General features: G+C 44.5%; 24 protein-coding genes. 14 read left to right on the forward strand and 10 right to left on the reverse strand.

Features of this window, described 5'->3' with window-relative positions; all coding sequences use genetic code 11:
• The first annotated feature begins 26 nt into the window (after window positions 1-26).
• Complete coding sequence (locus tag DYH48_RS06920) at window positions 27-1,031, forward strand: pyridoxal-phosphate dependent enzyme (protein WP_115334376.1); 1,005 nt, start codon at window positions 27-29, stop codon at window positions 1,029-1,031.
• Window positions 1,032-1,123: 92 nt separating this feature from the next.
• On the opposite strand, the gene DYH48_RS06925 is transcribed toward DYH48_RS06920, so the two are convergent.
• From DYH48_RS06925 to DYH48_RS06945, 5 genes are all read right to left on the reverse strand, one after another.
• Window positions 1,124-1,384, reverse strand: coding sequence for a hypothetical protein (locus tag DYH48_RS06925; protein ID WP_006086174.1), 261 nt, complete (start codon window positions 1,382-1,384; stop codon window positions 1,124-1,126).
• Between the two features lie 300 nt (window positions 1,385-1,684).
• A complete protein-coding gene (locus tag DYH48_RS06930) occupies window positions 1,685-1,858 on the reverse strand; it encodes a hypothetical protein (RefSeq protein WP_006082106.1) in 174 nt (57 codons plus the stop codon).
• A gap of 820 nt (window positions 1,859-2,678) precedes the next feature.
• A complete protein-coding gene (locus DYH48_RS06935) occupies window positions 2,679-3,410 on the reverse strand; it encodes a ChrR family anti-sigma-E factor (RefSeq protein WP_006086175.1) in 732 nt (243 codons plus the stop codon).
• Window positions 3,403-4,065, reverse strand: coding sequence for a sigma-70 family RNA polymerase sigma factor (locus DYH48_RS06940; RefSeq protein ID WP_006086176.1), 663 nt, complete (start codon window positions 4,063-4,065; stop codon window positions 3,403-3,405). The genes DYH48_RS06935 and DYH48_RS06940 overlap by 8 nt, the downstream gene beginning before the upstream one ends.
• Window positions 4,066-4,210: 145 nt before the next feature.
• Window positions 4,211-4,762, reverse strand: a complete 552-nt coding sequence (locus DYH48_RS06945; protein ID WP_012089507.1) for an LON peptidase substrate-binding domain-containing protein — start codon at window positions 4,760-4,762, stop codon at window positions 4,211-4,213.
• 101 nt (window positions 4,763-4,863) lie between these two features.
• Here DYH48_RS06945 and DYH48_RS06950 point away from each other — a divergent pair, with 101 nt between their 5' ends.
• The gene (locus DYH48_RS06950) at window positions 4,864-5,478 is read left to right on the forward strand and encodes a class I SAM-dependent methyltransferase (protein WP_012089506.1); all 615 of its coding nucleotides are present in this window, start codon (window positions 4,864-4,866) and stop codon (window positions 5,476-5,478) included.
• Window positions 5,479-5,794: 316 nt separating this feature from the next.
• Complete coding sequence (locus tag DYH48_RS06955) at window positions 5,795-6,739, forward strand: chemotaxis protein CheV (RefSeq protein WP_012089505.1); 945 nt, start codon at window positions 5,795-5,797, stop codon at window positions 6,737-6,739.
• Window positions 6,740-6,923: 184 nt separating this feature from the next.
• Here the strand turns inward: DYH48_RS06955 and DYH48_RS06960 are convergent, their stop codons facing one another.
• A complete protein-coding gene (locus tag DYH48_RS06960; RefSeq protein WP_012089504.1) occupies window positions 6,924-7,565 on the reverse strand; it encodes a hypothetical protein in 642 nt (213 codons plus the stop codon).
• A gap of 51 nt (window positions 7,566-7,616) precedes the next feature.
• Window positions 7,617-7,976 carry a DUF2750 domain-containing protein gene (locus DYH48_RS06965; RefSeq protein WP_006086180.1) on the reverse strand — a complete coding sequence of 120 codons (360 nt, stop codon included), beginning with the start codon at window positions 7,974-7,976 and terminating at the stop codon, window positions 7,617-7,619.
• Window positions 7,977-8,407: 431 nt separating this feature from the next.
• Here DYH48_RS06965 and DYH48_RS06970 point away from each other — a divergent pair, with 431 nt between their 5' ends.
• Window positions 8,408-9,724, forward strand: a complete 1,317-nt coding sequence (locus DYH48_RS06970; RefSeq protein WP_172481158.1) for a lytic murein transglycosylase — start codon at window positions 8,408-8,410, stop codon at window positions 9,722-9,724.
• 144 nt (window positions 9,725-9,868) lie between these two features.
• Complete coding sequence (locus DYH48_RS06975; protein ID WP_006082096.1) at window positions 9,869-10,357, forward strand: FKBP-type peptidyl-prolyl cis-trans isomerase; 489 nt, start codon at window positions 9,869-9,871, stop codon at window positions 10,355-10,357.
• 239 nt (window positions 10,358-10,596) lie between these two features.
• Here DYH48_RS06975 and DYH48_RS06980 read toward each other — a convergent pair whose 3' ends face one another.
• Window positions 10,597-12,540, reverse strand: a complete 1,944-nt coding sequence (locus DYH48_RS06980; RefSeq protein WP_115334377.1) for a M1 family metallopeptidase — start codon at window positions 12,538-12,540, stop codon at window positions 10,597-10,599.
• A gap of 252 nt (window positions 12,541-12,792) precedes the next feature.
• On the opposite strand from DYH48_RS06980, the gene DYH48_RS06985 reads away from it, so the two are divergent.
• From DYH48_RS06985 to DYH48_RS07000, 4 genes are all read left to right on the forward strand, one after another.
• Window positions 12,793-13,020, forward strand: a complete 228-nt coding sequence (locus tag DYH48_RS06985) for a DUF3389 family protein (RefSeq protein ID WP_006082094.1) — start codon at window positions 12,793-12,795, stop codon at window positions 13,018-13,020.
• Between the two features lie 100 nt (window positions 13,021-13,120).
• Complete coding sequence (locus DYH48_RS06990; protein WP_006086183.1) at window positions 13,121-13,792, forward strand: alpha/beta hydrolase; 672 nt, start codon at window positions 13,121-13,123, stop codon at window positions 13,790-13,792.
• Window positions 13,793-14,155: 363 nt separating this feature from the next.
• Window positions 14,156-15,874: a bifunctional UDP-sugar hydrolase/5'-nucleotidase UshA gene (gene ushA, locus DYH48_RS06995; RefSeq protein WP_006086184.1), complete on the forward strand. Its 1,719-nt coding sequence runs from the start codon at window positions 14,156-14,158 to the stop codon at window positions 15,872-15,874.
• A 431-nt stretch (window positions 15,875-16,305) separates the two neighbouring features.
• On the forward strand, window positions 16,306-18,966 hold the full coding sequence (locus tag DYH48_RS07000) for a TonB-dependent receptor (protein ID WP_115334378.1): 2,661 nt from the start codon (window positions 16,306-16,308) through the stop codon (window positions 18,964-18,966).
• Between the two features lie 98 nt (window positions 18,967-19,064).
• Here DYH48_RS07000 and DYH48_RS07005 read toward each other — a convergent pair whose 3' ends face one another.
• Complete coding sequence (locus DYH48_RS07005; protein ID WP_012089497.1) at window positions 19,065-19,424, reverse strand: TraR/DksA C4-type zinc finger protein; 360 nt, start codon at window positions 19,422-19,424, stop codon at window positions 19,065-19,067.
• A 247-nt stretch (window positions 19,425-19,671) separates the two neighbouring features.
• Window positions 19,672-20,625 (reverse strand): tRNA-dihydrouridine synthase, encoded by a 954-nt coding sequence (locus tag DYH48_RS07010; protein ID WP_012089496.1) that lies wholly within the window; start codon window positions 20,623-20,625, stop codon window positions 19,672-19,674.
• Between the two features lie 269 nt (window positions 20,626-20,894).
• On the opposite strand from DYH48_RS07010, the gene DYH48_RS07020 reads away from it, so the two are divergent.
• From DYH48_RS07020 to apt, 5 genes are all read left to right on the forward strand, one after another.
• On the forward strand, window positions 20,895-21,326 hold the full coding sequence (locus DYH48_RS07020; RefSeq protein WP_115334379.1) for an HvfA family oxazolone/thioamide-modified RiPP metallophore: 432 nt from the start codon (window positions 20,895-20,897) through the stop codon (window positions 21,324-21,326).
• Between the two features lie 115 nt (window positions 21,327-21,441).
• Window positions 21,442-22,308, forward strand: a complete 867-nt coding sequence (locus DYH48_RS07025) for an HvfB family MNIO-type RiPP peptide maturase (RefSeq protein WP_115334380.1) — start codon at window positions 21,442-21,444, stop codon at window positions 22,306-22,308.
• Window positions 22,308-23,054 (forward strand): HvfC family RiPP maturation protein, encoded by a 747-nt coding sequence (locus tag DYH48_RS07030; protein WP_115334381.1) that lies wholly within the window; start codon window positions 22,308-22,310, stop codon window positions 23,052-23,054. The genes DYH48_RS07025 and DYH48_RS07030 overlap by 1 nt, the downstream gene beginning before the upstream one ends.
• 354 nt (window positions 23,055-23,408) lie before the next feature.
• Window positions 23,409-23,777 (forward strand): YbaN family protein, encoded by a 369-nt coding sequence (locus DYH48_RS07040; protein ID WP_115334382.1) that lies wholly within the window; start codon window positions 23,409-23,411, stop codon window positions 23,775-23,777.
• 264 nt (window positions 23,778-24,041) lie between these two features.
• Window positions 24,042-24,593: an adenine phosphoribosyltransferase gene (gene apt, locus DYH48_RS07045; protein ID WP_086010671.1), complete on the forward strand. Its 552-nt coding sequence runs from the start codon at window positions 24,042-24,044 to the stop codon at window positions 24,591-24,593.
• Window positions 24,594-24,610 lie beyond the last annotated feature (17 nt).

The raw sequence follows: 24,610 nt of genomic DNA on the forward strand, positions 1-24,610 counted from the left end.
GAGTATTTAATCGTTTGAGTAGCCTGATGTTTGCAAATTACCCCGTCGATATTTTTGCCTTTGCTGGTCGAGAAATATTTCTAAAACGTGATGATTTATTGCATCCAGCGTTTAGCGGCAATAAAGCGCGTAAATTCGGCTACTTTTTAGATCATGAGTTTGCAGGCATCAACAAGGTGATAGGTCATGGCTCACCCTTAGCAAACTCTTTGTATTCCCTATCTACATTGGCCAAGATGAAAGGCTGGCAGTGTGATTTTTATGTTGACCATATTGCCAGCCAGATTGTTAAGCATCCCACGGGGAATTACGCTGCGGCATTGGCAAATGGCGCCAATATTATCGACTTAAGTGAGTTAATGGCGCAAAAGCTGGCGTTTACTCAGTCGCAGGGTGAACCTCAGGTTTTATCTGGCCACAATGTTAGTTGTGAACCTGCTTTGCAAACGGGTGGTGCGCGACTGAGTTGCCAAGAGTATATCGAGACTCAGATACTCGCGAATGAACCTACGGCGCTTTTTATCCCAGAGGGCGGTCGCTGTTCCTACGCTGAATACGGGGTAAATAGACTGGCGCAAGAAATAGTGCAATTTGCGCAGGCGAATGATTTAGTCGATTTAACAGTATTTTTACCGTCGGGGACGGGGACGACGGCGTTATTTTTAAATCAGTACTTTATTCGTCAGCAAACGGCGATTCGCATCGTGACTTGCGCCGTGGTGGGCGGCGATGATTATTTACGTTTGCAATTCTCTATGCTTAATCCAAATACTCTCGAGCATCCACAGATAGTGAATGTCGGCAAAAAATATCACTTTGGTAAACTCTACCCAGAATTTTATGCCATGTGGCAGCGCGTTTGTGCCTCAGGTATTCAATTTGAACTACTCTACGATCCCTTAGGTTTTATTGTGCTTGAGGATTACTTACAGCGTAGTGAATTAGGTCATGTGATGTATTTGCATCAAGGCGGAATATTAGGGAATGAGACCATGTTGCCGCGTTATCAGCGTAAATTTTCTGGAGTATGAGAATTTTCAAAGAATAGTAATATAACCAGCGCAATAGATTAAGACCGCTTTTTTAAGACGGCAGATGGTTTCTTAAGACAGTAGATAGTTTCTTAAGATAGTAGATGGTTTCGCTTAAGGATTTTATAGGTACGTTGGCCTATATTCTCGAGGTTTTTTAAATCTTTTAGGCTAGGTATTACATCGCTAAACTGCCAATAGCTGATTTCAGCATCTAACATTTCCAGCATTTTTTTCGAACAACCTAAACATTGTCCTTGGCACAGTTGTGCTTCCGTTAAATTGAGCGGAATTGTCGCTTTGATCTGGCTTATCAAGCTTTGCATGGCGATTTGGGTATTGGGTTTTGGCATAGGTGAGGTGCTGTACAGTATTCATGGGGATGAATATTAGCGGATGCTGCAGTGGAAGTAGGTGAGCTAAGCTGGATTTGACTCATTTGGTTCGGCAGGTATCTGTGTGAGAGAGATACAGCCTGAACCAAATGTATTCGTCATGATGACGTAAAAAAGGATAGCGTGTTCGTGACATTCGGCTATCAGTTTACTTAAGTGCTCGGTACTGCGAAGAGAATGGAAACCGATTAAATACACTTGAGCAAACGGGGTATTACAGTACTTATTTCTAACTTATCGTCTAATTTATTTTTTGACTTATTTGTTTGCGGACAATAACCATTTCATAAAGCTGATGGCTTCTGTACGCTTTGAAAAAGTCTGTCTGTTTTTACCTTGACGATCGGTAAAAGCAATTGAGGTTTTATTTACTGAGATTGAATCTACAGGGAAGTTCACTGTAATTTCATGTCCATTAATTTTGTATGACATATGCCACACTCCTTTTTGTTAATTCACCCATAGGTGAGATAGTTGTAACTATAAAATATCCTTAGCAATTTGCGAAAGATTCGTTCTATTGAGTATCGAGGTTACCCCATCTTTGATTCATTAATCAAGAGATGCTTAATCGATAAATAATACATGCTGTCGATTATGCCAATGGACTAACTTGATTCTGCCAGTTGACCATAGCTTAATGACAATACTATGACAGTGTGGAGAACAGTAAGTTCACAGACATAACCACATGATTTTAGTGGTATCGAATGCTTGAGCTTATGGGGTTTTGCTTGTAGTAGGCTTTCTTTATGAGGACCGAACTCTGATTGCTAATAGTCAGGCTGGTTTAAAAAGGTAAACAACAAGGTGTTTCTCAAAACGACGTGCAGTATATCAATAAAAATAGCTTATGCAAGTTTAATTTTTATTCAATGTGATTATTTGTTGATTGATGTTGAGTTAACGTGAATTGTTTCTGGCTATTCATTTGATTTAAAGCATAAAGCTTAGCATGGAACATGTCATTATCTTGTATTTAGCTGCAATGCTGAGTGTCCATATTACGGCTTTTTAGGCGAATAGGATGTGGCTACTGTTAGCCAATTGAATTAAAAATTCTAGCAAACTGAATAAAAAACTCATGCAAATAGAATAAAAAATCCCACAGAAATAGGTTATTTCAATGGGATTAATGGCCGTCATTTAGTAACTGAAAATTTAGTAACTGAAGATTCAGTAATTGAAAATTTAGCAGCGGACTCATTTTAAAACGGAGTAAATAAGTCATGTTAAAGCACTGGCTACAGGCTTAATAAATCAGTTCACCTATGGGGTTAAGCAACTTGCTTAGGCCTTTGGTAAAATGCAGCGGCGCATCTAACACTGTGTAGCATAAGCAACCGTCAACGGTTTTAGGTGAGTGGTGATGTTGGCTATCGAGCACAATAAAATCACCTGGCACATAGTCACCGTTAATATCCGAAAACGCTCCCGCTAACAATAGGGTTAACTCATAGCCCTTATGGGTATGTTGGGGGATTTCACCTTGCGCATCTATGTGTAACAAGCTCGCGCGGGTGTTCATTTCATCGACATCAAAACGCATACGACTGACTTTGCCTAAGATTTGCCAAGGACGGGCCAAATGCTGGCGAAACACCGACGGCACTGTGTAATGCTGTTGTTTTACTTGAACATCCAGAGGAGCATTATTAGGCACATCCGTTGCCGCAGGCTGGGCCATGATTTGCGCCAGCATAGCGTCAATATCCATCACTGGTACATTAGTCGCTTGAGTGTTTCCAGTATCAATATGCGCAGTGTGAATCGACTCTTGGTCTATATGATGCTTTGCAGCATGAGCATGAGCGCCATCTGGATTTAATGCCGAATTGGCAGCTTGCTCGGTTAACAGGGCTAGTTGCTCACGACACGTCTCACACAATGCGCAATGTGCTGATACCGCGATGGCCATCGATAAAGGTAAGACCCCATTCGCATGGCTCACGAGTAAATCTTGTTGGGGATGATGCTTAATCATTGTGTGTCTCCAAGAAACTTTTCAACTTTTCTAGCCCGAGTCTTAATCGTGACTTTATGGTGCCTATTGGCACCTTGAGGGCATCGGCTAGCTCTTGTTGAGTGAGTTCTTGCATGTAGATACCTTGCACGACTTGTCTTTGTGCTAGGGGAAGGGCATCAAGATGTTGGAGGAGTTTCGCCGTCAATTTATGATCAGTGAGTGTGTCTTGAGCCATGGTCGCATCGCACAGCGGCCAAATATCATCGCCAAAGGTATCTTCTTTATTGTGTTGTACTCGTCTCAGCATATCGAAACACTGATTACGCATTATGGTAAATACCCAAGTCGTCACTGAGCCTTTCTCTGCATTGTACAGATGGGCCTTAGTCCACACGCTGGTCATGGTTTCTTGAACTAAATCCATGGCTAAGCCTTGTTGATTCAGTCTTTGTAAACCAAAGGCGCGGATCTTGGGCATAAAATGCTGGAATAAATGCCCAAAGGCGGCTCTGTCCCGTTTGTCAGCTACTTGTAGCATAAACGTGATCAAAGTATCCGCTTGAGGCTCGCAGGTTTTGAGAGCGGGAATGTCGTTATCCATAGCCGAATGAGTCAGAGACGTGATAGGGCCATGATACCGATTTTGCCTGCTTTGTGATTGAATATTTTCCATTATTTTCGCTCTTATCCCAGTCGTTAGTGCTAAGTTTGAGATCAGTAACGACAAAATTGAGAGGCTTGTTTCACTTCTGAGCCCAGTTTTACTGTCAAACTGTCAATCAATACGGAGTGGCTTAAATAAAGGATCATTCACAGGATTATTTTATCACGGCCCGCAATAGGTCTCGGGTCATAATATGATCTAAGGTATTAATGCAGTTGTACTTTTCTGAGGCTTGCACGGGCAATATTTCTAGCCAGCGTTGGCAGACCCAAGCAATGTCTTCAAATTGTTCCGCTTGATAGTGCTTGAGATGTTGTGGATATTCCTTGAGGATATTTTGTAACATTTGGCTCAAGTAACGCTCATCGGTCGCAATACGTGTCGCAGGCCAGTTGTCGATAAAGCTAACATCACCGCGCTTTAATCCATCGTCTTCGATACTGATTTCATTGACTTTAAAGCGCTTTGAACCTTGAATGCTGATCCCTAATAGTCCATCGGGTAGGGTTTCAAAATCAATAATATGCACTAAGGTACCTATGGGCTGAATGGTTTTGCCATCCTCTTCGAGCATACATAAGCCAAAGCCTTCGCCTGACTTTAACGATTCGGCGACTAAACGCTTATATCTAGGTTCAAATACCCGCAGTTGTGTGTAACCTTCGGGCAATAAACAAATGGGTAGTGGAAAAAGAGGTAATTTCATCGTGGCCTCTGGTGAACTTATGTTCCTATCATTACGTACCATAGTGGCAGTTCGATCAGTAAAATTATTCAACAATAGTTTACCCATATTTAGAGGATGGCATGAAATTAAATCCATTTGAGAAAAAGCTCGTTCAGCATCCAATACGTTTTTGGCTACAAAATCATGTCGAAGCGCCTTTGCTTACGTCTATGATGCCTAAACCTATGGCCCGCTGCGAGCGTGCATTAGAAATTGGTTGTGGGTTTGGTAATGGTATTCAGTTGATCCGCGAGCATTTTGGCGCAGGACATATCACGGCCGTGGATATCGACCCTGAAATGGTCGCAGCGGCGCAATCTCGCTGGCAAGCTCGGCCACAAGGTTTGAAAGGGCTGAGTTTCTCGGTTGCCGACGCCTCTTGTCTTCCCTTTGCCGATGGCGAGTTCGATATGGTGTTTGATTTTGCCGTATTCCACCATATTCCAGATTGGCAGGCGGCCATCAAGGACGTTGCACGAGTACTGAAACCAAACGGTTACTTTGTGGTAGAGGATTTATATCGCGCTGCGATTTGTAATCCACTGAGTCGACGCCTATTTGAGCATCCACAGCAAAATCGCTTTAATCACCGCGAGTGGTTAGTTGTGTTGCGTCAAGCTGGGTTTGAGATAGTCTGCGACAGAAATGCCTTGGATCTTGCGGGCATGGTGCTTGCCCAGAAAGTGCAGCGTTAGGTGGCAGCGCCGCTGACGCAAATTGAATGTTCGTTGTGAATGGATTGAATATTCGTGCTTTTACTAATATTCATACTTATGCCAAAGCCAAATGTTTTGGCTATTTCGCCGCTTGAGCACAGACATGAGCCGACAGCGCCATTGATATTCGGGGGTTGAGTAAATCAAGTTAGCGGCATGATTTTGCGAGAGTGGTTGTAATTTTTAGATAAAATAGCACCTCGGCATGGTTCTTCATGGGAGTTTACCGCTATAATTTGAGCTAATCCGTCGCATGTGAGGAAAGGATTTTCCTCAAGAGTAGAGAAGCAGCATTATGGCAAACGTACTTGCAACCGTAGATCAGCGTACCAAACTCGTGGGTGAGAACCGCCTCGAGTTGTTGCTCTTTAGCATTAATTCCACGCAGTTATTTGCCATCAACGTCTTTAAAGTCAAAGAAGTGGTTAAGCTTCCTCCCCTTAATGCCATGCCTGGGAGTCATCCTCATATTTATGGTGTTGCTAATATTCGCGGCATTTCTATCCCTGTGATCGATTTACGTTCGGCTATTGGGTTTAAACCTGTGCCGCCAGATGATGATGCTAATATGATCATCACAGAATATAACCGCAGCGTGCAGGGCTTCTTAGTCGGCAAGGTTGAGCACATTATCAACATGACATGGAGCGATATCATGCCGCCGCCGAAAACGGCGGGGCGCAATAATTATCTGACGGCAATTACCCGCATCGAACATCAAGGCAAATCGCAATTAGTGTCGATTATCGACGTAGAGAAAGTACTGGCGGAGATCATTCACTACGATATTAGTTTATCTGAAGGTGTGCTCGATGAAACCTTAGTCCATGAAATGCCAGGCAGAAAAATCTTGATTGTGGACGATTCATCGACCGCAAGGCGTCAGGTGCGTGAGACTTTAAGCCAACTAGGCATAGAAATCATTGAGGCTTCTGATGGCTTGCAGGCGCTAACGTTATTGCAAAAATGGCGTGATGAAGGCAAGCAAGTGTCCAAAGAATTACTGATGATGATTACTGATGCCGAAATGCCCGAGATGGACGGTTACAAGCTGACGTCTGAAGTCCGCGGTGATAAAGCTATGTCAGATCTATATATTACCTTGAATACTTCACTGAGCGGCAGCTTTAACCATGCCATGGTTGAAAAGGTGGGCTGTGATAAGTTTATTTCTAAGTTCCAGCCGGATCTGCTGGTGGAAGTGGTACAAGAAAGATTAAGACAAGTGATTAATCACTAAGCAGTTTGAGATACGAACTATCGGTGATTGACCTTGTGTTGGTCATCGGTAGACTCAGCGCTTTTAATAACCGCTTTTAAATGTGGCCTGTTTATATCAGACTTTTAATATCAGCCCTTCAATTGCAACCTTTCCATCGCTTCTGTGCAAATCCTACCAAATTACCTTTTCATTTAACGCTCGATTACGAGGCGAATTCGGCTTCTACATCTTGTAATACTTGGCGTTTCATTTCTTTGGCGGCGGCAATATGGATGCGGGCGAGTCGTAGGGCGTAGTTGAATCTTGCTCGGCCGACGAGGCGTACCAGTTCGGCAAAAAACTGAGGATCTAAGGTGAATTGCGTCGAGTAGTACTGGATTGCAGCATTAACTGAGTTAAAGGTCACGCCATCAAATTCGAAACCTGCGTTATATCCTTGGTCGTCAATTTCTTCGCCTTCTAATACCAGTGGCCAGCCGGGTGCGTTGATACGGTCGCGGGCAATCTGGTACATCATCCAAGCACTTTTCTTAAAGCCTTCAAACACTTTGCAGGAAAATTCAGACTCGGCAAGTTCTTCTTCGGTCCAATTAATTCCAATCGCGAGGTGTTTTGCATAAAGGCGCATCAGTGCATCTTTGACGGCCATACGACAATCCCATATTGAGCTCAAAGGATGTTGTTTAGCTAATCGTAAGCATTCGTTGCAGGCGGGCACGGCTAATGAAGGATGTGGCGTATGTGTGTGGGCAATATATTCGAAGTGTTGATTGCTCGGTTCGCCACAAAACCAACAGGTATGACGTTGGTCGAAGGGAATATCGATAAGCGGGATAGCAGACATCAAGGAATGAGCACCTCAGTCCTTGATGTCACTAATGGCATATTGAAGGGATTAAACTTCTTCAACATCAACCAAATCTTTTGCTAAAACAATAGGATCAAGTTCAAGGCAATCTTCATCAGTCTGCCAATCCACACCGATCAATACACCATCGTCGTTGAGATCAGACACCCAATATTCCAGAAATTCTTCTAATGAAATAGCAACCGGTTGGTAGTCGTGCCATTCGTCGCTGCAATGGGATTTTGCAGTGGCTTCATTTGACCACAATGGCATCACATCTGTGTCTTCAAATTCTGAAGAGTCACAAACGACCCAGCCTTCGCCAGTTTCATCCATTAGACCCCAAAGCGTCTGATGTTGTTTTACATTTTTGATAAAGCCAGCCAAAGCCGCATTGATTTCAGTCATGATAGGTCTCTTTGATGTGTGCTGTTAACTTATCCATTATACGGTAACATGCTGCGATACCAAGGGATTCTTTGTTAAGATTTTTCTTGTGTTGGATAACTGAGCAATAAGCCGGTGCCACAAGGTATTTATGGCGATAAGGATTGTGTTACCTGTCGCTATGGGTCAGGATTATTGGCAATGATAAGCCTTGATGCAGTGTGCTTTACTGTTCAAGTGTGGCTCAGATAGAGGCTTTCCGTGGGGGAGAAACATGTCTTCTATGCCCTTGGCCGTTAAAGGTTTTTTTGTAGTAGAACCTTTAACTCGTTATGCCAAGGCGAATATCTCTCTAGGGCAATGCCTTCTCGAAGAAGGAAGATTGTCGTGTTTAGCCACAGCAGTGTGATTACTGTGTCATTGTTGTGAAATCAAATATTGGAGTTGTTGATTTGATTAAAATTAAAGGGTTAACTTATCTGTTTGCGAGTATTGCCGCCTGTGTCAGTCTGAGTGCCTGTTCTAGCGTGCCAGCGGCGAGTGCCAGTACTAAGGCAAGCACTAACGCGAGCAGTAGCAACGCAAGTGGCATAGTCGCTGAAGCCAACCCAATGCCCGATATCAGTGCTAGCGTACAAGCGAATGCCGAGGCATTTCCAAGTTGTGTGACTGGGCTACAAGCGCGGGCGCGCACCGAAGGGCTGTCAGAGGCGACGATTAACTCGACCATTGCAAATTTGAAATTTGTGCCTCGGGTGATTGAGCTCGATCAGCAACAACCTGAATTCAGCCAGACCTTCGATAATTATTTCAGTAAGCGCGCCACTGAATGGCGCGTCAACGAAGGCCGTCGCTTACTGAAAAAACACAGCGTTTTACTCAATCAACTAGCCAAAGAATATGGCGTGCCGCCGCAATATATCTTGTCTTTTTGGGGGCTTGAAACGAACTACGGTTCCTATAAAGGCAAGATGCCAGTATTAAATTCGCTCGCGACTTTGGCCTGTGAACCACGCCGTAGCAATTATTTCACCATAGAACTGATGCAAGCCTTAAAGCTGAAAGAAAAGTATCAGTTCGATGATGACACTATGGTGGGATCATGGGCTGGCGCCATGGGACACACGCAATTTATGCCGTCGGCCTATGCCAAATATGCCGTCGACGGTGACGGCGATGGTAAAGCCGATTTATGGAATAGCACCACTGACGCGCTGACTTCCGCCGCGAACTTTTTACAGCACTTAGGCTGGCAGCGAAATGAACGCTGGGGCCGTGAAGTCTTATTGCCAAAGGATTTTAGTTACAGCCATTTAGGTGCAAAGCAGCCCTTGGCCTTATCGGAATGGGCTGCGCTCAATGTCACGCAAGCGAATGGTCAACCTTTGCCCGCCGTGGATATTCAAGCCGCGTTGTATTTGCCTTCAGGCCATATAGGGCCTGCCTTTTTAGGCTATGAGAACTTCAATGTGATCATGCGTTGGAATCGCTCCGAGTATTATGCCATCACAGTGGGGCATCTAGCCGATTGCATTAATGGGGGGTTACCTTTGACAGTGAGCCCGCCAGAACAGCCACGCTTAAGTCGCGAGCAAGTTAAGCAACTGCAAGCAAAACTGAATGAGGCCGGATTTGATGTTGGCAAGCCAGATGGTGTGTTGGGGCGTAACTCTGTGGCAGGGCTGCAAGCCTTTCAACGGAGCAAACAGATGATTGCCGATGGCTTCCCAAGCCCAGAGGTGTTTAGCGCTTTAGGGTTATCACTGTAGCCACTGTCACTGTAGTCACTGTAGCCAAAGAGCGCTCGCTGCGGGTTTTAAGCGCTTTTAGGCCGGATAAAAAAGTGGAGTGAAAAGCTCAGTTTTGTTAAGCTCGGCCCACAATTGAAATCGAAGAAAATCAAAGGATATTCGATGAGCATTAAAGACGATATGGTTGTGCAGTTTAACTACACACTGCGTGACGAGAAAGGCGAAGTGATTGAGACGAACGAAGGTCGCGATCCGATTGCCTATTTACACGGTCATGACAACATGATGCCAGGTGTAGAAAACGCGATCAATGGTAAAGCCATCGGTGAAAAATTCACTGTGACTTTACCTGCTGCTGAAACATACGGTGAGCGTGTAGCGGATGCGGATGCGCACCAACGTGTGTCGGTTAAGCACTTATTGGGCGCGACTGCGTGGAAACCGGGTATGACTGCTGTGGTCAATACTGACCAAGGTCAACGCCAAGTGACTATCGTTAAAGTGGGTAAGTTTATGGCGACTGTGGATGTAAACCATCCATTAGCGGGCCGCGAACTGACATTTGATATCGAAGTCGTTGGTGCCCGTGACGCGAGTGATGAAGAAATCGCCCACGGCCATGCCCATGGCGCTGGTGGTCATCACCACTAATTTTCAGGCTTCGGACTCGGCTTCGAACTTGGCTTTTATCTGACTCAATGTGAGATGAATATAAGTTCAGAAGAAGTTGAATGAGTCGAGGCAGAAGATTGAATAGCAAAAGCCCAAACCTAGGTTTGGGCTTTTTTGTTTTTATGGTGCTAATGGCTTAATGGTTAGCGCAACAGCTAATGGCAATGGCACTTCATCTCGCTAATGATTTGTTATACCGCTAATAGCTCTTTATCTGGCTAATGGCTGTGTTCATGCTCGAGTGGTTTGTCGGCAAACATCATATCTAGACTTGCTTGGGTTTGTGGATGGTAGCCGCTGCGAGCCCTAAGATAGACACTCTTGGCCCAGTCGTACTGATCTGTGCTTGCAAGCTTTTGATATAACGGCACGATTAAGCGCATGCGACCAATATGGGTCAAGTGCTGTTTTAATGCGGGTAGTACCGTGTAATAGCCGTTGTCTAGGGCGAGTGAATACCATGCAAAAGCGATTTCACTGTTACCTGTGCCCGTAAAATGGAACGCCTTATCCAGCTCGGCAAGTTTGGCTTGGTCTAGATTGACTCTTGGCATTTCATTGATAAACCTTAACCACTGGTGCACTGTCCAAGTGCTGGTTTTCAACTCGCTTGCACTAAGTTTTCCGTCGAGCCAAGTTTGTCTTTGGGCATCGATATCATCGAAGGCGTGGGAATTGGGCTGCACTAAAAATGACGGCAAACCTTGACCTTCAATCCAAGTATCCACTTCGGCCTCACTGACAACATTGGGATATTTGTTTAATAGATTCAAAGATAAATACTCACGGAACTGCGCCGTGGTAATGCTTTGAAATGCAAAATGATTGAAGTAGCTTTTCACAAAAGCATCGAAGCGCTCGCGGCCAAATTTCTGCTCTAAAAAGATTAAAAACAACTGGCCTTTAACATAAGGGACACCGCTAAAGGCTTCGTCGGGTGAGCGCTTTCCAAGATCCACATGCAACACTGAATCGCCAGGCGTGAGTTCTGCAAGCTCGGCAAGCAGCTCTGAATAGCCGATGGTTTGCTCCATCAGAGCTCGGTCGCGGCCGTAGAGATCTTCCATGATGCGGTTCTCAACATAGGTCGTAAAACCTTCATTAAGCCAGAGATCGCGCCAAGTGGCGTTGGTCACCAAGTTACCCGACCACGAGTGAGCAAGTTCGTGGGCAATCAGACTCACTAAACTTTTGTCACCCGCGATCACCGTTGGCGTAATAAACGAAAGTCGAGGATTTTCCATCCCGCCGAAGGGGAAGCTTGGCGGCAAAATAAGCAAGTCATAACGTCCCCAACGGTAATCGCCGTAACGTTTAGCGGCGATTTTGATCATCTCCGGCGTGTCGGCAAATTCCTTGCTGGCTTTGTCGAGGATTTCTGGCTCAGCCCAAATGCCCGAGATGTTATCTAAAGGGGCGAACTTTAAATGCCCGGCTGCAATGGCGATTAAATAAGCTGGGATCGCCTGCGGCATAGTGAATTGGGTCTGCGTGCTCGACAGGGTTTTACGATCGGCACTCATGACAACAGTAATGGCTTTATCGGCAGTAATCGTTGCGCTATAGGTTTGGCGCACGGCTGGGGTATCTTGTAGTGGGATCCAGCTGCGAGCATGAATCGCCTGACTCTGACTGAACATAAAAGGTAACTGTTTACCTTGGGTTTGCTCTGGAGTTAACCATTGAATACCGGATGGATTATTCGACGTGTGGTAATTGATTTTAACTTTTTGGGTATCTTCATCGGCCAGTTTGATGGTCAGCGCCGCGCCTTTTACAGCGTCCGCTTTGGCTAAGGTAAAGGGCACGCTTTGCCATTTCCCATTTCTATTCAAAGCACTCACACTGTTAATCGTCAGTTCTCGAGTATCTAAGATGAGTTGTTTCCTCGGTTTATGCCAAGCCAAATCGAGGGTGGCGTCACCGGATAAGCGGTTTTGCTTAAAATCGACGGCAAGGGCTAGTTCAACATGACTCACGCTGACCTCAGTGTAATTGGCGTAGGTCAGTGCATCTTGGTTCTGCTGCGTCTGTGCTTGTACAACAGTGGCAGTCGGCTCAGCGGCTAACGTATTTGGAGCGCTATTGGCATCAGTGCTAGGAAGGAGTTGCAGCGCAAAAAGTAGGGCACTGCTCAGGACGTTACGGCGAAGTGAAAGCATTATTTAACAGCCTAATGATAAAGTATTTTGGTTCGAGTTTGGGCCGATAACAGCATCAATGCTGCTTGGTTTTCTATCGGCTCTATCTATATAGGGCAAAAGTTTACCTGATAATCCAGTGGATTTGTTATCTCACTGTTTGCTCAAATGTAATCAAACTTTAATGGCTTGGATGACGGCAAGGAAATGCCATCGGTAAAAGACCACAAGTTTGCTATGATGTCGGCGTTTTCACATAGGGCGGTTATCAAAATGGTGTTAGATTTTTCGCAGGGTAAGTTAATCGTCACTGAGTTCGAAGTGCAAGTGCGGCTCAATGTTGCCAGTATCGTGCTGCAAGCGAGTGCTGAGGATATCGGTTTGAGACGTCAGCCACCTATGTTAATCGCCGATGGTGGCGGTGTGCGTTGGAGCTTAGTGTTGGACTCAAATGCCCAGTTACGTGCGATTCAAGATGTGCTGGGAATGGACGCGGAATAAAGTACGCCTGCATAGTGCATAGTGCATAGTGGTTAACTTATAGATTTATCATCAGTTTTTAGTTGATGAGTGTTTAATATCGAATTGGGGATTTTTTAGTATGTCAGTTTCTCTCGAGCGTATTGTCGTTGAACCTAAGACACCAGCTACAGCCGTGGTCATTTGGTTACATGGATTAGGGGATTCGGGTGCCGGATTTGCCCCCGTAGTGCCTGCATTAGGTTTGCCTGCCGATCATGCTATCCGGTTTATTTTCCCCCATGCACCGGAGCAAGCCGTGACCATCAATGGCGGCTACGTCATGCGCGCTTGGTACGATATTAAAAGCATGGATTTGCACGACAGAGCTGATATGCAAGGCGTGCTTGAGTCGGAGAAAAGGGTTGCTGCATTAATTAATGAACAAATCGCGGCGGGTATTGCGAGCGAGCGTATCGTATTAGCAGGATTCAGTCAGGGCGGAGTTATGAGTTTATTCTCTGGACTGCGTTTCCCCGAGCAACTTGCAGGGATTATGGCACTGTCTTGCTATTTACCGACGGGCGATGTATTACCCGCTGAATTAAGTGCAGCGAATCGTAATACACCCATATTACAGCAACACGGTCTACAGGATGATGTAGTGCCATTATCCGCTGGAACATTAGCCAAAGAAGCCTTAATTACGGGCGGTTATAATGTTGTGTGGCAGACTTATCCTATGCCGCATTCAGTGATCCCTGCGCAGTTAAAAGAGATTTCTAAGTGGTTATTACAGCGATTTGAAATGTAGAGAAGTCTAATTGCTGATAAAAACAGCATGCGGTAAATTGAAAATTGCCCATGCTTGTTTTTTTATGGGAACAATCACTGTTTTCTGTAATGTTTTCTAAGTCATTTATACTGAACGATTTAAATTAATTTATTTCATTTTTATTTTTAATTCTCTAAATATATAGAAATCAGTCATTCAGCTTATTTTTTATATGAAACAAATCTGTCTTAAAACGCCTGCGAATTCCCCTATAAATGTCAAGTTTTTAATAAAAATGACACAATTTATCTTTATTCTTTGTTATTATCCGTGACGCTGAACTTGATGGAGTTCACGGCAATCTTTCTATGATAAAATAATTAAAATCAAGGGGTTGATGTAATGAGACATATGCTTATTAAAGGACTAGTTGCAACTGCTGTTGTCGCTGCGCTTGCGGGTTGTAATAATAGTGATGACGATAAAGTCCCAACAACGTGTGCTGAAGCGGGAAGCGCTTGCACAACATTTACCGTTTTACACACCAATGACAACCATGGCCGTTTCTGGGAAAACAGTGACGGCGAATATGGTATGGCTGCGCGTAAAACCTTAATTGACAGCATTCGTGCAGAAGTCAGTAAGAATGGTGGTCAAACATTATTGCTGTCTGGTGGCGACATTAATACTGGCGTGCCAGAATCGGATCTACAAGATGCGATCCCAGATTTCACGGGTATGAATAAAATTGGTTACGACGCTATGGCTGTTGGTAACCATGAGTTTGATAATCCATTATCCGTTGTTGATATGCAGCGCCGCCTTGCGGAATTCCCTATGTTAGCGGCGAATATTTACCATAAAGATGCAGATGGCAATCTAGGGGAACGTTACTTTGATGCCTATAAGGTATTCGACATAAACGGTCTGAAAGTGGCTGTAATAGGTTTAACGACCGAAGATACGGCTAAGATTGGTAATCCAGAATTCATCAGTGGCCTGGAGTTCACCGATCCAAAGACTGAAGTCGCTAAAGTGATTAAAGAAATTAAAGACGCCAAAGCGGCCGATATTATTTTCGCTACCACGCACATGGGTCACTATGCTGACGGCCATAACGGTAGTAACGCCCCTGGTGACGTGGCTATGGCTCGCGCACTGAAAGAAGGCGATCTGCAAGTGGTTATTGGTGGTCATTCACAAAACCCAGTGTGTATGGAACCGGGTACTGACAACAAAGCCTACGCTGACTTCAAACCAGGCGATGAATGTGCTCCAGATAAACAAAATGGTACTTGGATCATGCAAGCCCATGAATGGGGTAAATATGTTGGCCGTGCAGATTTTGAATACTTTAACGGTGAACTTCATTTAGCAAGCTACAAGCTTGTGCCTGTGAATATGCGTAAATTGGATGACGCAGGCAAGAAGACAGCTGATTTAGCTGGTACTAAGATTGAACCTGATGCTGAGTTAAAAGAGCTGCTGTCTTACTACCAAGAGAAAGGTCAAGCTAAGTTAGACGAAGTCATAGCAACAACGGATGCCCTGTTAGATGGCGAGCGTGCAAACGTGCGTAACAAGCAAACTAACTTAGGCCGTATGTTAGCGATGGCACAAAGTGATAAAGTCAAAGCCGATTTTGGCGTGATGAACTCGGGCGGTGTACGTGCCTCTATTCAGCCTGGTAATATCACTTACCGTGACGTGCTGACTGTTCAGCCATTCGGTAACATGGTGACTCTGAACGAAATGACAGGCACTGAAGTTGCGGCTTATTTAGGCGCAGTAGCTAGTCTTCAAATTGGTTCAGGTGGTTATGCACAAATCACGGGCGTGAAAATGACCATTGACTGTACGGCTAAGACTGCCAATATCAGTGTGATTAATGGTGAGAACTTCAGCCCAACAGGAACTTATAAGTTCACTGTACCTAGCTTTAACGCTGCAGGTGGTGACGGTTATCCTAAGCTAGAAAGCCCAATTCAAACGGGTTTTGTTGATGCTGATTTACTCTATTCTTTCTTGAAAGAGAAACAAGCGATTAAAGCTGCTGACTACAGTCCGATAGGCGATATCGTTTATGAAAACTCAAACAGTGTTGAAGGTTGTCAACTTTAAGTAATCAATCACTACTCAGTGTTTAAATATAAATGCCACTCAATTGAGTGGCATTTTTATTACTAATTAATATTAAATTAAGTGTAAATTAATATTCAGCGTTTTATTTTTGATAAATTTTGATTCATCTGTGACCTTTAGTTTCTCAGGGTGGTTTTAGTTAACAATTGGATTTTATTGTATCAAGTTGCTTATTTAATATATTTAACTAGTAAAAATCCCTTAACTGCATGATGTATATCCATTATTCGATATCACAATTTTAGGTATTATGTCTTTATCGTGTATCAATTTGTTTTATTTTTGAATTAACTTGTTTTAATGGTTGACTTAAATGTTGCGCATTAACATTATTCCTACAGCGAAATAGAGTTCGCTGGCTAAATATAAAAATAACAAACAAAAGTTTTGTTTACCTCAAGGAGAGATTAATGCGCTATTTAAGTTTAACGGCCAAAGCCGTTCGTGCTAGTTTAATTACAGTGGCGACAAGCAGTGTGGTTTTTTCGGGATTAGGCTTTTCTGCAATGGGAAATGCAGCAGAAGAAAATACCAAAGTTGAACGCATTGAAGTGACGGGTTCTCGTATTAAACAAGTTGATATGGAAACTGTTTCACCCGTGACAGTCATTAATGCTGCGGATATTGCTATGACGGGGGAAAAGACCGTTGCTGACGTATTGAATAACTCTGCGATAAACAGTTTTGGTTCTTGGCGTGGTATTTCAGGTTATGGATCTGGTGCAAGCTCTACCAGCAATGTCAATTTACGCGGTTTAGGATCGTCTGCGACCTTAGTGTTATTAGACGGACGCCGTATGCCAGGGACGAGTTCGAGCTCTGGCTCAGTGGCAGATACATCTTCTATCCCTATGGCTATCGTGGAGCGTATTGAAATCCTGCGGGATGGCGCTTCAGCAGTCTATGGTTCCGATGCGGTTGCGGGCGTGATAAACATTATCACTAAGAAAGAGTTTGAAGGTTTTCAGCTTGATTACAGTACAGAGCAACCAAGCGTAGAAGGGGGCGATGCTAACCGTTTATCGCTCGCAACTGGCTTTAATACAGATAAAGGCAATATCACTCTCACCTATGAATATTATGATACAAAAGCGGTAATGGACCGTGATATTTGGCGAGTGGATGATTCAAGTTATAACGCCTATAGCGGATATAGCTCAGTACCAAACGGTAAATATGGACCAGGCAATGGTAGCTGGTATAGTAATTCAGATATATGTGAAAAAACGGAAAATACCATAGACTCAGGTGATGGTCGTTGTTTATATAATCATGGTAATGTCACCAAATTATTTGGCGATCAAACCCGTAATTCGCTGTTATCTAATTTCTCCTATGAGATTTCAGAAAATATAAAATTTCGAGGCCGAGCTTCTGCTTCATTAGCTGAAACTGAAACCCGTTATGCCGGTACGCCAGTATCAACTAATACCCCTGTGATGAGTGCCGATAATAAGTACAACCCAGTTGGCGAAGAATTAGTTATTTCTATGCGAGGCGCGCAACTTGGCGAGCGAGATACATTAACTGAAACCAACAATTTTGATATTCTTGGTGGCTTTGTTGGCACGATAGATTCAGGTAATGGTATCGACTGGGAATTAAATGCCCAGCATGCGACCTCAACAACAAACAGTTTTAACTACAATTTACTTAATGACGATATTATTCAGCAAGAAATTGATTCAGAGCAATATGATATTTTCAATACCTCTGGCATGAGTTATGAGCAGTGGGACCAACAGATGACAGATCTGTATCGCAAAGCTGCACATACTGGGGTTTATCAGGGTAAATTCGAAAGTACTCAATTGGATGGTCTTGCTTCGACCTTACTGCTCGATGACGGTGATTTTTCGGTCGCTATGGTCGGCGGTCTTGAATATGAAATGATCAAGTTTAAGCAAACCAGTGATCCAGAATCGGCCGCGGGTATTATCTCCGGCGGTTCGGGTGGTGATGATGTGGATGCCACGCGTGACCGTAGCGCCGCTTATTTGGAACTCCAAGTTGGCTTACCTGCCAACGTTGAGTTCTCTGCCGCAGTACGTTATGAGCGCTATGAGCAGGAAGGAACTCTCACAGGGCCTCAAGGGGAGGTGGTTAACTCATCGACCTTCGATGCCGTGGTGCCTAAGTTTGGTTTAAGCTGGCGTCCTATAGACACGCTATTACTGCGTGCTAGCTATGGTGACTCATTCCGCGCGCCGAATATGAGTGAAATGTTCTCGTCTCAATCTTTGAGTTTTGAGAAGAGCGTTGACTCATTATGGTGTAATGAACCCGGTAATGTGGATGCCATATATTGCGCTACCAATAACCAACATAAAACTTGGTTTGGTGGTAACCCAGATCTAGAAGCTGAAGAAGGTAACTCGTTAACCTTTGGCGGCGTTTGGAATGTCACTGATGCATGGAACTTGGAGTTATCCTATTACTCAATCACCTACGACAATAAAATTGAGTCGATTGATGTAGATGATATCCTGCGCGATGAAATCAAGAATGGATCGTCTCCCTATGTGACCCGTGGTCCAGATGGCAAGATTGAGTATATTGAGGCGGGAATACGTAATTTAGCCACAGTTGAGACCTCAGGTATCGATTTTGTAACGGCTTATAACTTAGAGACAGGTTTTGGTGATTTCAATTTCAAACTGGATTTGACTCACGTGCTTGATTTTAAGAAGCAGGATAATGCCGAATCAGAGATGATCGATTACGCAGGAACGACAGACTCACCCGATTGGCGCGGTAACTTTGCGACAAGTTGGAAATACGATGATTTCTCTGCCGCATGGACAGTCGTCTATATTGGTAGTCAATCAGCAAGTTATTTCAACGAGTTAGAAAAAACCGACCGTTATGTCGATTACGATAATTACTTTAAACACAATATCCAATTTGGTTATACCCATGCTTATAACGGCTCTATCACAGTAGGGGTGAATAATGTGTTTGATGCTGAAACACCAAACTATTATACCTACGCCGATTATCGCGATGTGAATGTGGGTTTATATGATGTGTTAGGTAGAACGTATTACCTGAGAATAAACCAGAAGTTTTAGGTTGTCCGCCCTCCCTGGATAACTCAAACCTCCGCTTGCGGAGGTTTTTTTGCTTATTTTTTTGCCTGCTTTTCAGGTTGCTTATCGGATCAGCGCTGTCAATGTGTGAGGCGCAGCTCGTGGCGATGTTCGTGTTGATAATGCTCGGCGCAGGAGGCGCAGCGTTGTTCAGTGGGATCTTGGTTTAAGCGTTCGGTTTCGATTTCTGCCTCACAATCCGAGCAAAGACCGTAGAGGCCTAAGTCGAGCTGACAAAAGGCGGCATCAAGTTTATTCAGCTGGCAAAATAGCGGGTGATCGGCCAGTGGCGTTTGCGCCAATGTATCAATTAACTCTGTCAGACTCAGGCTAGCATAATGCTCCCCTATGACTTCGAGGAACGGAGGGAGCGCGCCGAGTTCTTTCCTTAGATTAGCTTCAAGCTCTGACAATTCATGTCTGATATGGGTGGTGCTCACGTAAAATCGCCTATTTCATTTGACTCTAGGCGTCCAGTCTAATAGTTCCACTACCAACGACTATGATAAAGATCAAGTATCTGCCACATTTTAGGTTTTTCCGCCGTTAAAAATCGAAAAAGTACTTCATTCCTATCGCATTATGTGTGCTATCGCTAAGTCCCTTTCATGGCTCACATTGCCGCGCATTGAATCTCGATTTCTAACAGTTTTATGGTTGGCCGTCGTTCTGTGGTTGCTCACTCTTTTATGATTCGTTGCCTAAGTTTCGCTGCGCAGCTTCTAATACAGCAACGATTTCTTCTGTGGTTTTAAACACGCGCAGCTCCCTGAACAAGGTATCGGCTTCGGGATATTGACGATTGAGGTAGGTAAACCACTGTTTGATTCGGGCGGGATAATAGTCGCTCTTGCGGCCATTGAGTTCCCTTTGGGTATAACTGAGCATCAGCCCTAAGGTTTGCGCCCAAGTATAAGGGGTTGCGCCTGTCTTGATGGTATCGGCCAAGTTCGGCAATGAAATCGCCCCGCGGCCGATCATAATACTGTCGCAGCCGGTGACTTCGATACATCGCTTAGCATCATCGCTGTTCCAAATCTCGCCGTTGGCGATCACCGGGATCGGCAAACGTTTGCGTACTTCTGTGATGTATTCCCAGTAGGCTGGCGGTCTGTAGCCGTCGACTTTACTACGCGCATGGATGGCAAGCTCAGTTGCTCCGGCTTCATACACAGCAATGGCATTCTCCATGAACAGTGACTTATCTTCGTAGCCCAAACGTATTTTAGCGGTCACGGCATGTTCTTTCGGTACCGCTTGACGCATGGCTTTGACAATATCGTGCACACTCTCAGGATATTGCAGTAATACGGCGCCACCTTTGCTGCGGTTAACGATTTTTGCTGGACAACCAAAGTTGGCATCGACACCGTGTGAACCGAGTTCAATCGCCCGCAGGGCATTTTCGCCCATACATTGGGGTTCTTGGCCGAGTAACTGCACTCGCACTGGCGTACCCGAAGGAGTATTACCCTTGTTGAGCAGCTCAGGACAAAGTTTGAGAAAGACTTTCTCAGGCAGCAGTTGGTCAACCACACGCACAAATTCGGTGACGAGCAAATCGTAGGGATTGATGGTCGATAGAATGTCACGCATCAAAGCGTCTACTACGCCTTCCATTGGAGCCAAAATCACACGCACTGCAGTAAACCCATATCTATTTGCAAAGGGCGAGCATTCTACCTTATCGGCCTTAAGTTACAAAGTGGTCGAGTGAATGCGGATTAATAGGCGCACTCATAAATAAAATCCACGCTAAACTGATTGTCCTAGCAGGATATTTTGACCATTTCTGTGATTTAGTGATATTTTTTTGCAATAGAATTGAAACAGGGCAGGTCTTTTGCAGTAAGCCAGCTACTTCTACTGTTGTTGGTCAACATTACTCAATAAACAAGAAGGAATTATTTATGAATTCAGTTAAAAAAACAGCAGTTGCAGTAGCCTTAGGTTCAGTCGTAATGAGTTCAGCTTTTGCTGTCAATGCCCAAACCAGCCCGTTTGGTTTTGAAGCAATGGATGCGGGTTATCAAATTGTCGGCTCAGAAGGTAAATGTGGTGAAGCCAAATGCGGCGCGGATATGAAGAAAGCCGCCGCTGAAAAAGCCAAAGAAGGCAAATGTGGTGAAGCTAAATGTGGCGCCGAGATGAAAAAAGCGGCCGCAGATAAAGCCCATGAAGGCAAATGTGGCGAAGCGAAATGCGGTGCCGATGTGAAAAAAGCCGCGATGGCGAAAGCACACGAAGGTAAGTGTGGTGAAGCGAAATGTGGCGCGGATATGAAGAAAACCGCTGAGAAAGTTGACGCTAAAGTCGAAGCCGTTAAAAAAGAAATGAAATAAATCCGACTGCACTGATTCCCGCAGTGATGGGGGTTATTGAGTCAAAAGAGGCCAGCCCGCGCTGGTCTCTTTTGTTTTATCCTAAAGCGATGACAGCAAGCGTTCGTGAGGTTCTATGAATGATCAAAAAAATGCGGCGCAGGTAGGGCTGGGCTTACGGCGAGAAATGCTCAGTGAGTTTTGTGTACAGGTGCCTGAAGCTATTAATTTTTTTGAAGTGGCACCAGAAAACTGGATGACCTTAGGCGGTAAGTTTGGCCGTCAATTTCGTGAACTGACCGAGCAACATAGTTTCTATTGCCACGGTTTGAGCTTATCGATTGGTAGCCCTGAACCCTTAGATCTCACGTTTGTAAAAAACATCAAAACCTTTATGGATTTACACCAAATCCAAGTCTATTCCGAACACTTAAGTTATTGCTCAGGCCAAGGTCACTTATACGATCTCATGCCGATCCCTTTTATCGACGCAGCGGTAAAACATGTGGCGGCGCGGGTGAAGCAGGTCGAAGATATTTTAGAGCGGCCACTTATTTTAGAAAATGTGTCATTTTATGCCGCCCCCGGCGCGCACATGAGTGAACTTGAATTCGTCAATGCTGTGCTGCAAGAAGCCGATTGTAAGCTGCTACTCGATGTGAACAACATCTATGTGAACTCGATAAATCATCAATACGATGCCGATACCTTTTTACAGGCCATGCCGACGGAGCGCATCGCTTATCTGCATATTGCTGGGCACTACAAACAAGCTGAAGATCTGCTCATTGATACCCATGGCGCTGCAATTAACGATCCCGTGTGGGCATTGTTGCAACGTTGCTATGCCTTGCATGGGGTAAAGCCGACCTTGCTTGAGCGTGACTTTAATCTGCCGACAACCGCTGAATTGTTGCTCGAGCTAAATCAAATCCACGCTTATCAAGCAGCGGTCAGTTCCCAAATTCAAAATAGCACTCATGCTGTAAAGAGGAGCGCCTAATGGATTTTAAGCAAGTGCAGCAATCCTTTATCGATTATATCCGCGATCCCTCTTCGCCATTGCCTGCGGATACTGATGTCCGGCGCATGCAGGTTTACCGCGAGTTATTTTTTAATAATGTGCTGGGATTTGTGTCGAACGGCTTTCCCGTGCTGAAAAGTTTGTATTCTGAGGAAGACTGGTTAGCTTTGGTGCAGAGCTTTTTTAGCCAGCACGATTGCCAATCGCCGATTTTTATCGACATCGCGGGCGAGTTTTTAGATTTTTTACAGCAGGAATATCAGCCCACGGCAAATGATCCTGTTTTTATGCTCGAATTAGCGCACTATGAATGGCTGGAGTTGGCCGTTGCGGTCGCACAGGTGAGTGGGGATGAATCTCAACTTAGCCCAGCGCAAATTCTGACGCAGGCGTTATGTTTATCGAAGACGGCGAGGGTAGCGCAGTATCATTTTGAGGTGCAGCACATTCGTCAGGATTATCGTCCGCAGCAACAACTCGATGCGCCAGTGTTTTTTTGTCTCTATCAAGATGCCGATTGTGAAGTGTGTTTCTTACAGTTAAACCCCTTAAGTGCGCAGGTGCTGGCATTTCTTCAAGCTCAAGGCCAAGCGGGTTTTCAAGAGATAGTTGATTGGTTAACAATCACTTACCCTCAAATGGTGCCAGAAGTTATTGAGCAAGGTTGTAGCCAGTTGCTCGAGCAATTAGCGGCCAAAGGGATAGTGCGCGGACGTCAGTCTTAAGGTTGGGATTATTGCCGAAATAAATGCAATAACCCTACATTTAGAGGGTTTTTATTAATTTGACAAACCGCTACAATGTCGGCCGTTTTGTGATCTCAATCACTGTACGATTCCTGCGCACTTATACTTGCACATACTAGAGGAGCTGTAATGAGTAGTCAGCCGTTTAAAGACCCATTTAATTTTTTGTATTTTATTGGTTTTATTTTAGTTTTACTGTTGCCGACTCTGCCAGCAAGCCTGTCTTGGTTAAAGCACTTAGGTCTAATTTAAGCGAGCGTTAATCTCGAGCGCATAGACTATTGGCCACTCTTAGAGTGGCTTTTGTTTTTCCGATAAAGGGTAAGTTAATCTATGGTATTAAAGCGCGGATTATTTTTATTGTTAGGTTTAACCGCGTTAGCCTTAGGTTTACTCGGTATCGTGCTGCCCTTGCTGCCGACCGTGCCGTTTATCTTGCTTGCCGCTTTCTGCTTTGCCCGCTCCAGTGAACGTTTACACTATTGGTTGATGACTCACCCATGGTTTGCCGATGCCTTAACCCAGTGGCAAGAGCAGCGAGCAATGCGTAAAGGATTGAAACGCAAAGCTATGATAGTCAGCGCGCTGAGTTTTAGTGTGAGCATTATTGTGGTGCCCATCCTTTGGGTAAAAGGTTTGCTGCTCGTGATGGCACTCGTCTTACTCTGGTATCTCAAAGGGATCCCTGAAATAGCGGAATAGAGCGACACTGTGGATTCAATGCATGACAGATAGTTTTCGTCGCGTCATGGTTGAGGTGATTTAACACTGTGTCGACAGGGTTTGATCTGAGGCACAAATTGATAACCTTTCCATCACTTGTGCGTTGTGATTGTTGCAACTAAAACTAAAGCGGCATAAGCTTTGTCCGACTTTCGACAATGCGTCCACCCAGTGTGGACGTTTTGTTTTATACCGCCAACGCTAGGTTGGTGAATTGATTAAGTAACTTATTAAGTAAATATGATGGCTATGAATACAGAAACCTTATCCTTGATAAAGCAAAGCATTAAAACGATTCCTAATTATCCTAAGGAAGGGATTTTATTTCGAGATGTCACCAGTTTGCTTGAGAATGCAGCCGCCTATAAAGCGACCATCGACTTGTTAGTTGAACATTATCGTGGCCAAGGCTTTACCAAAATTGTGGGCACTGAAGCCCGTGGTTTCTTATTCGGCGCGCCGCTGGCTTTAGAATTGGGTGTGGGTTTTGTGCCTGTGCGTAAACCGGGTAAATTACCGCGTGCGACTATCAGCCAAAGCTATGAACTGGAATACGGTCACGATAGCCTAGAAATTCATACCGATGCGATTAATCCAAATGACAAAGTGCTAGTGGTTGACGATTTACTCGCGACTGGCGGTACTATCGAAGCGACCGTTAAACTCATTCGCCAACTGGGCGGTGAAGTTAAACATGCGGCCTTTGTGATCTCATTACCTGATTTAGGTGGTGAAGCACGTTTAACCGCTTTAGGGCTTGAGTTGGTTAAACTTTGTGAGTTTGAAGGCGAATAAATCTGCAGCTAAAGGCG

Source organism: Shewanella baltica, from assembly GCF_900456975.1.
Classification (GTDB): Bacteria; Pseudomonadota; Gammaproteobacteria; order Enterobacterales; family Shewanellaceae; genus Shewanella; species Shewanella baltica.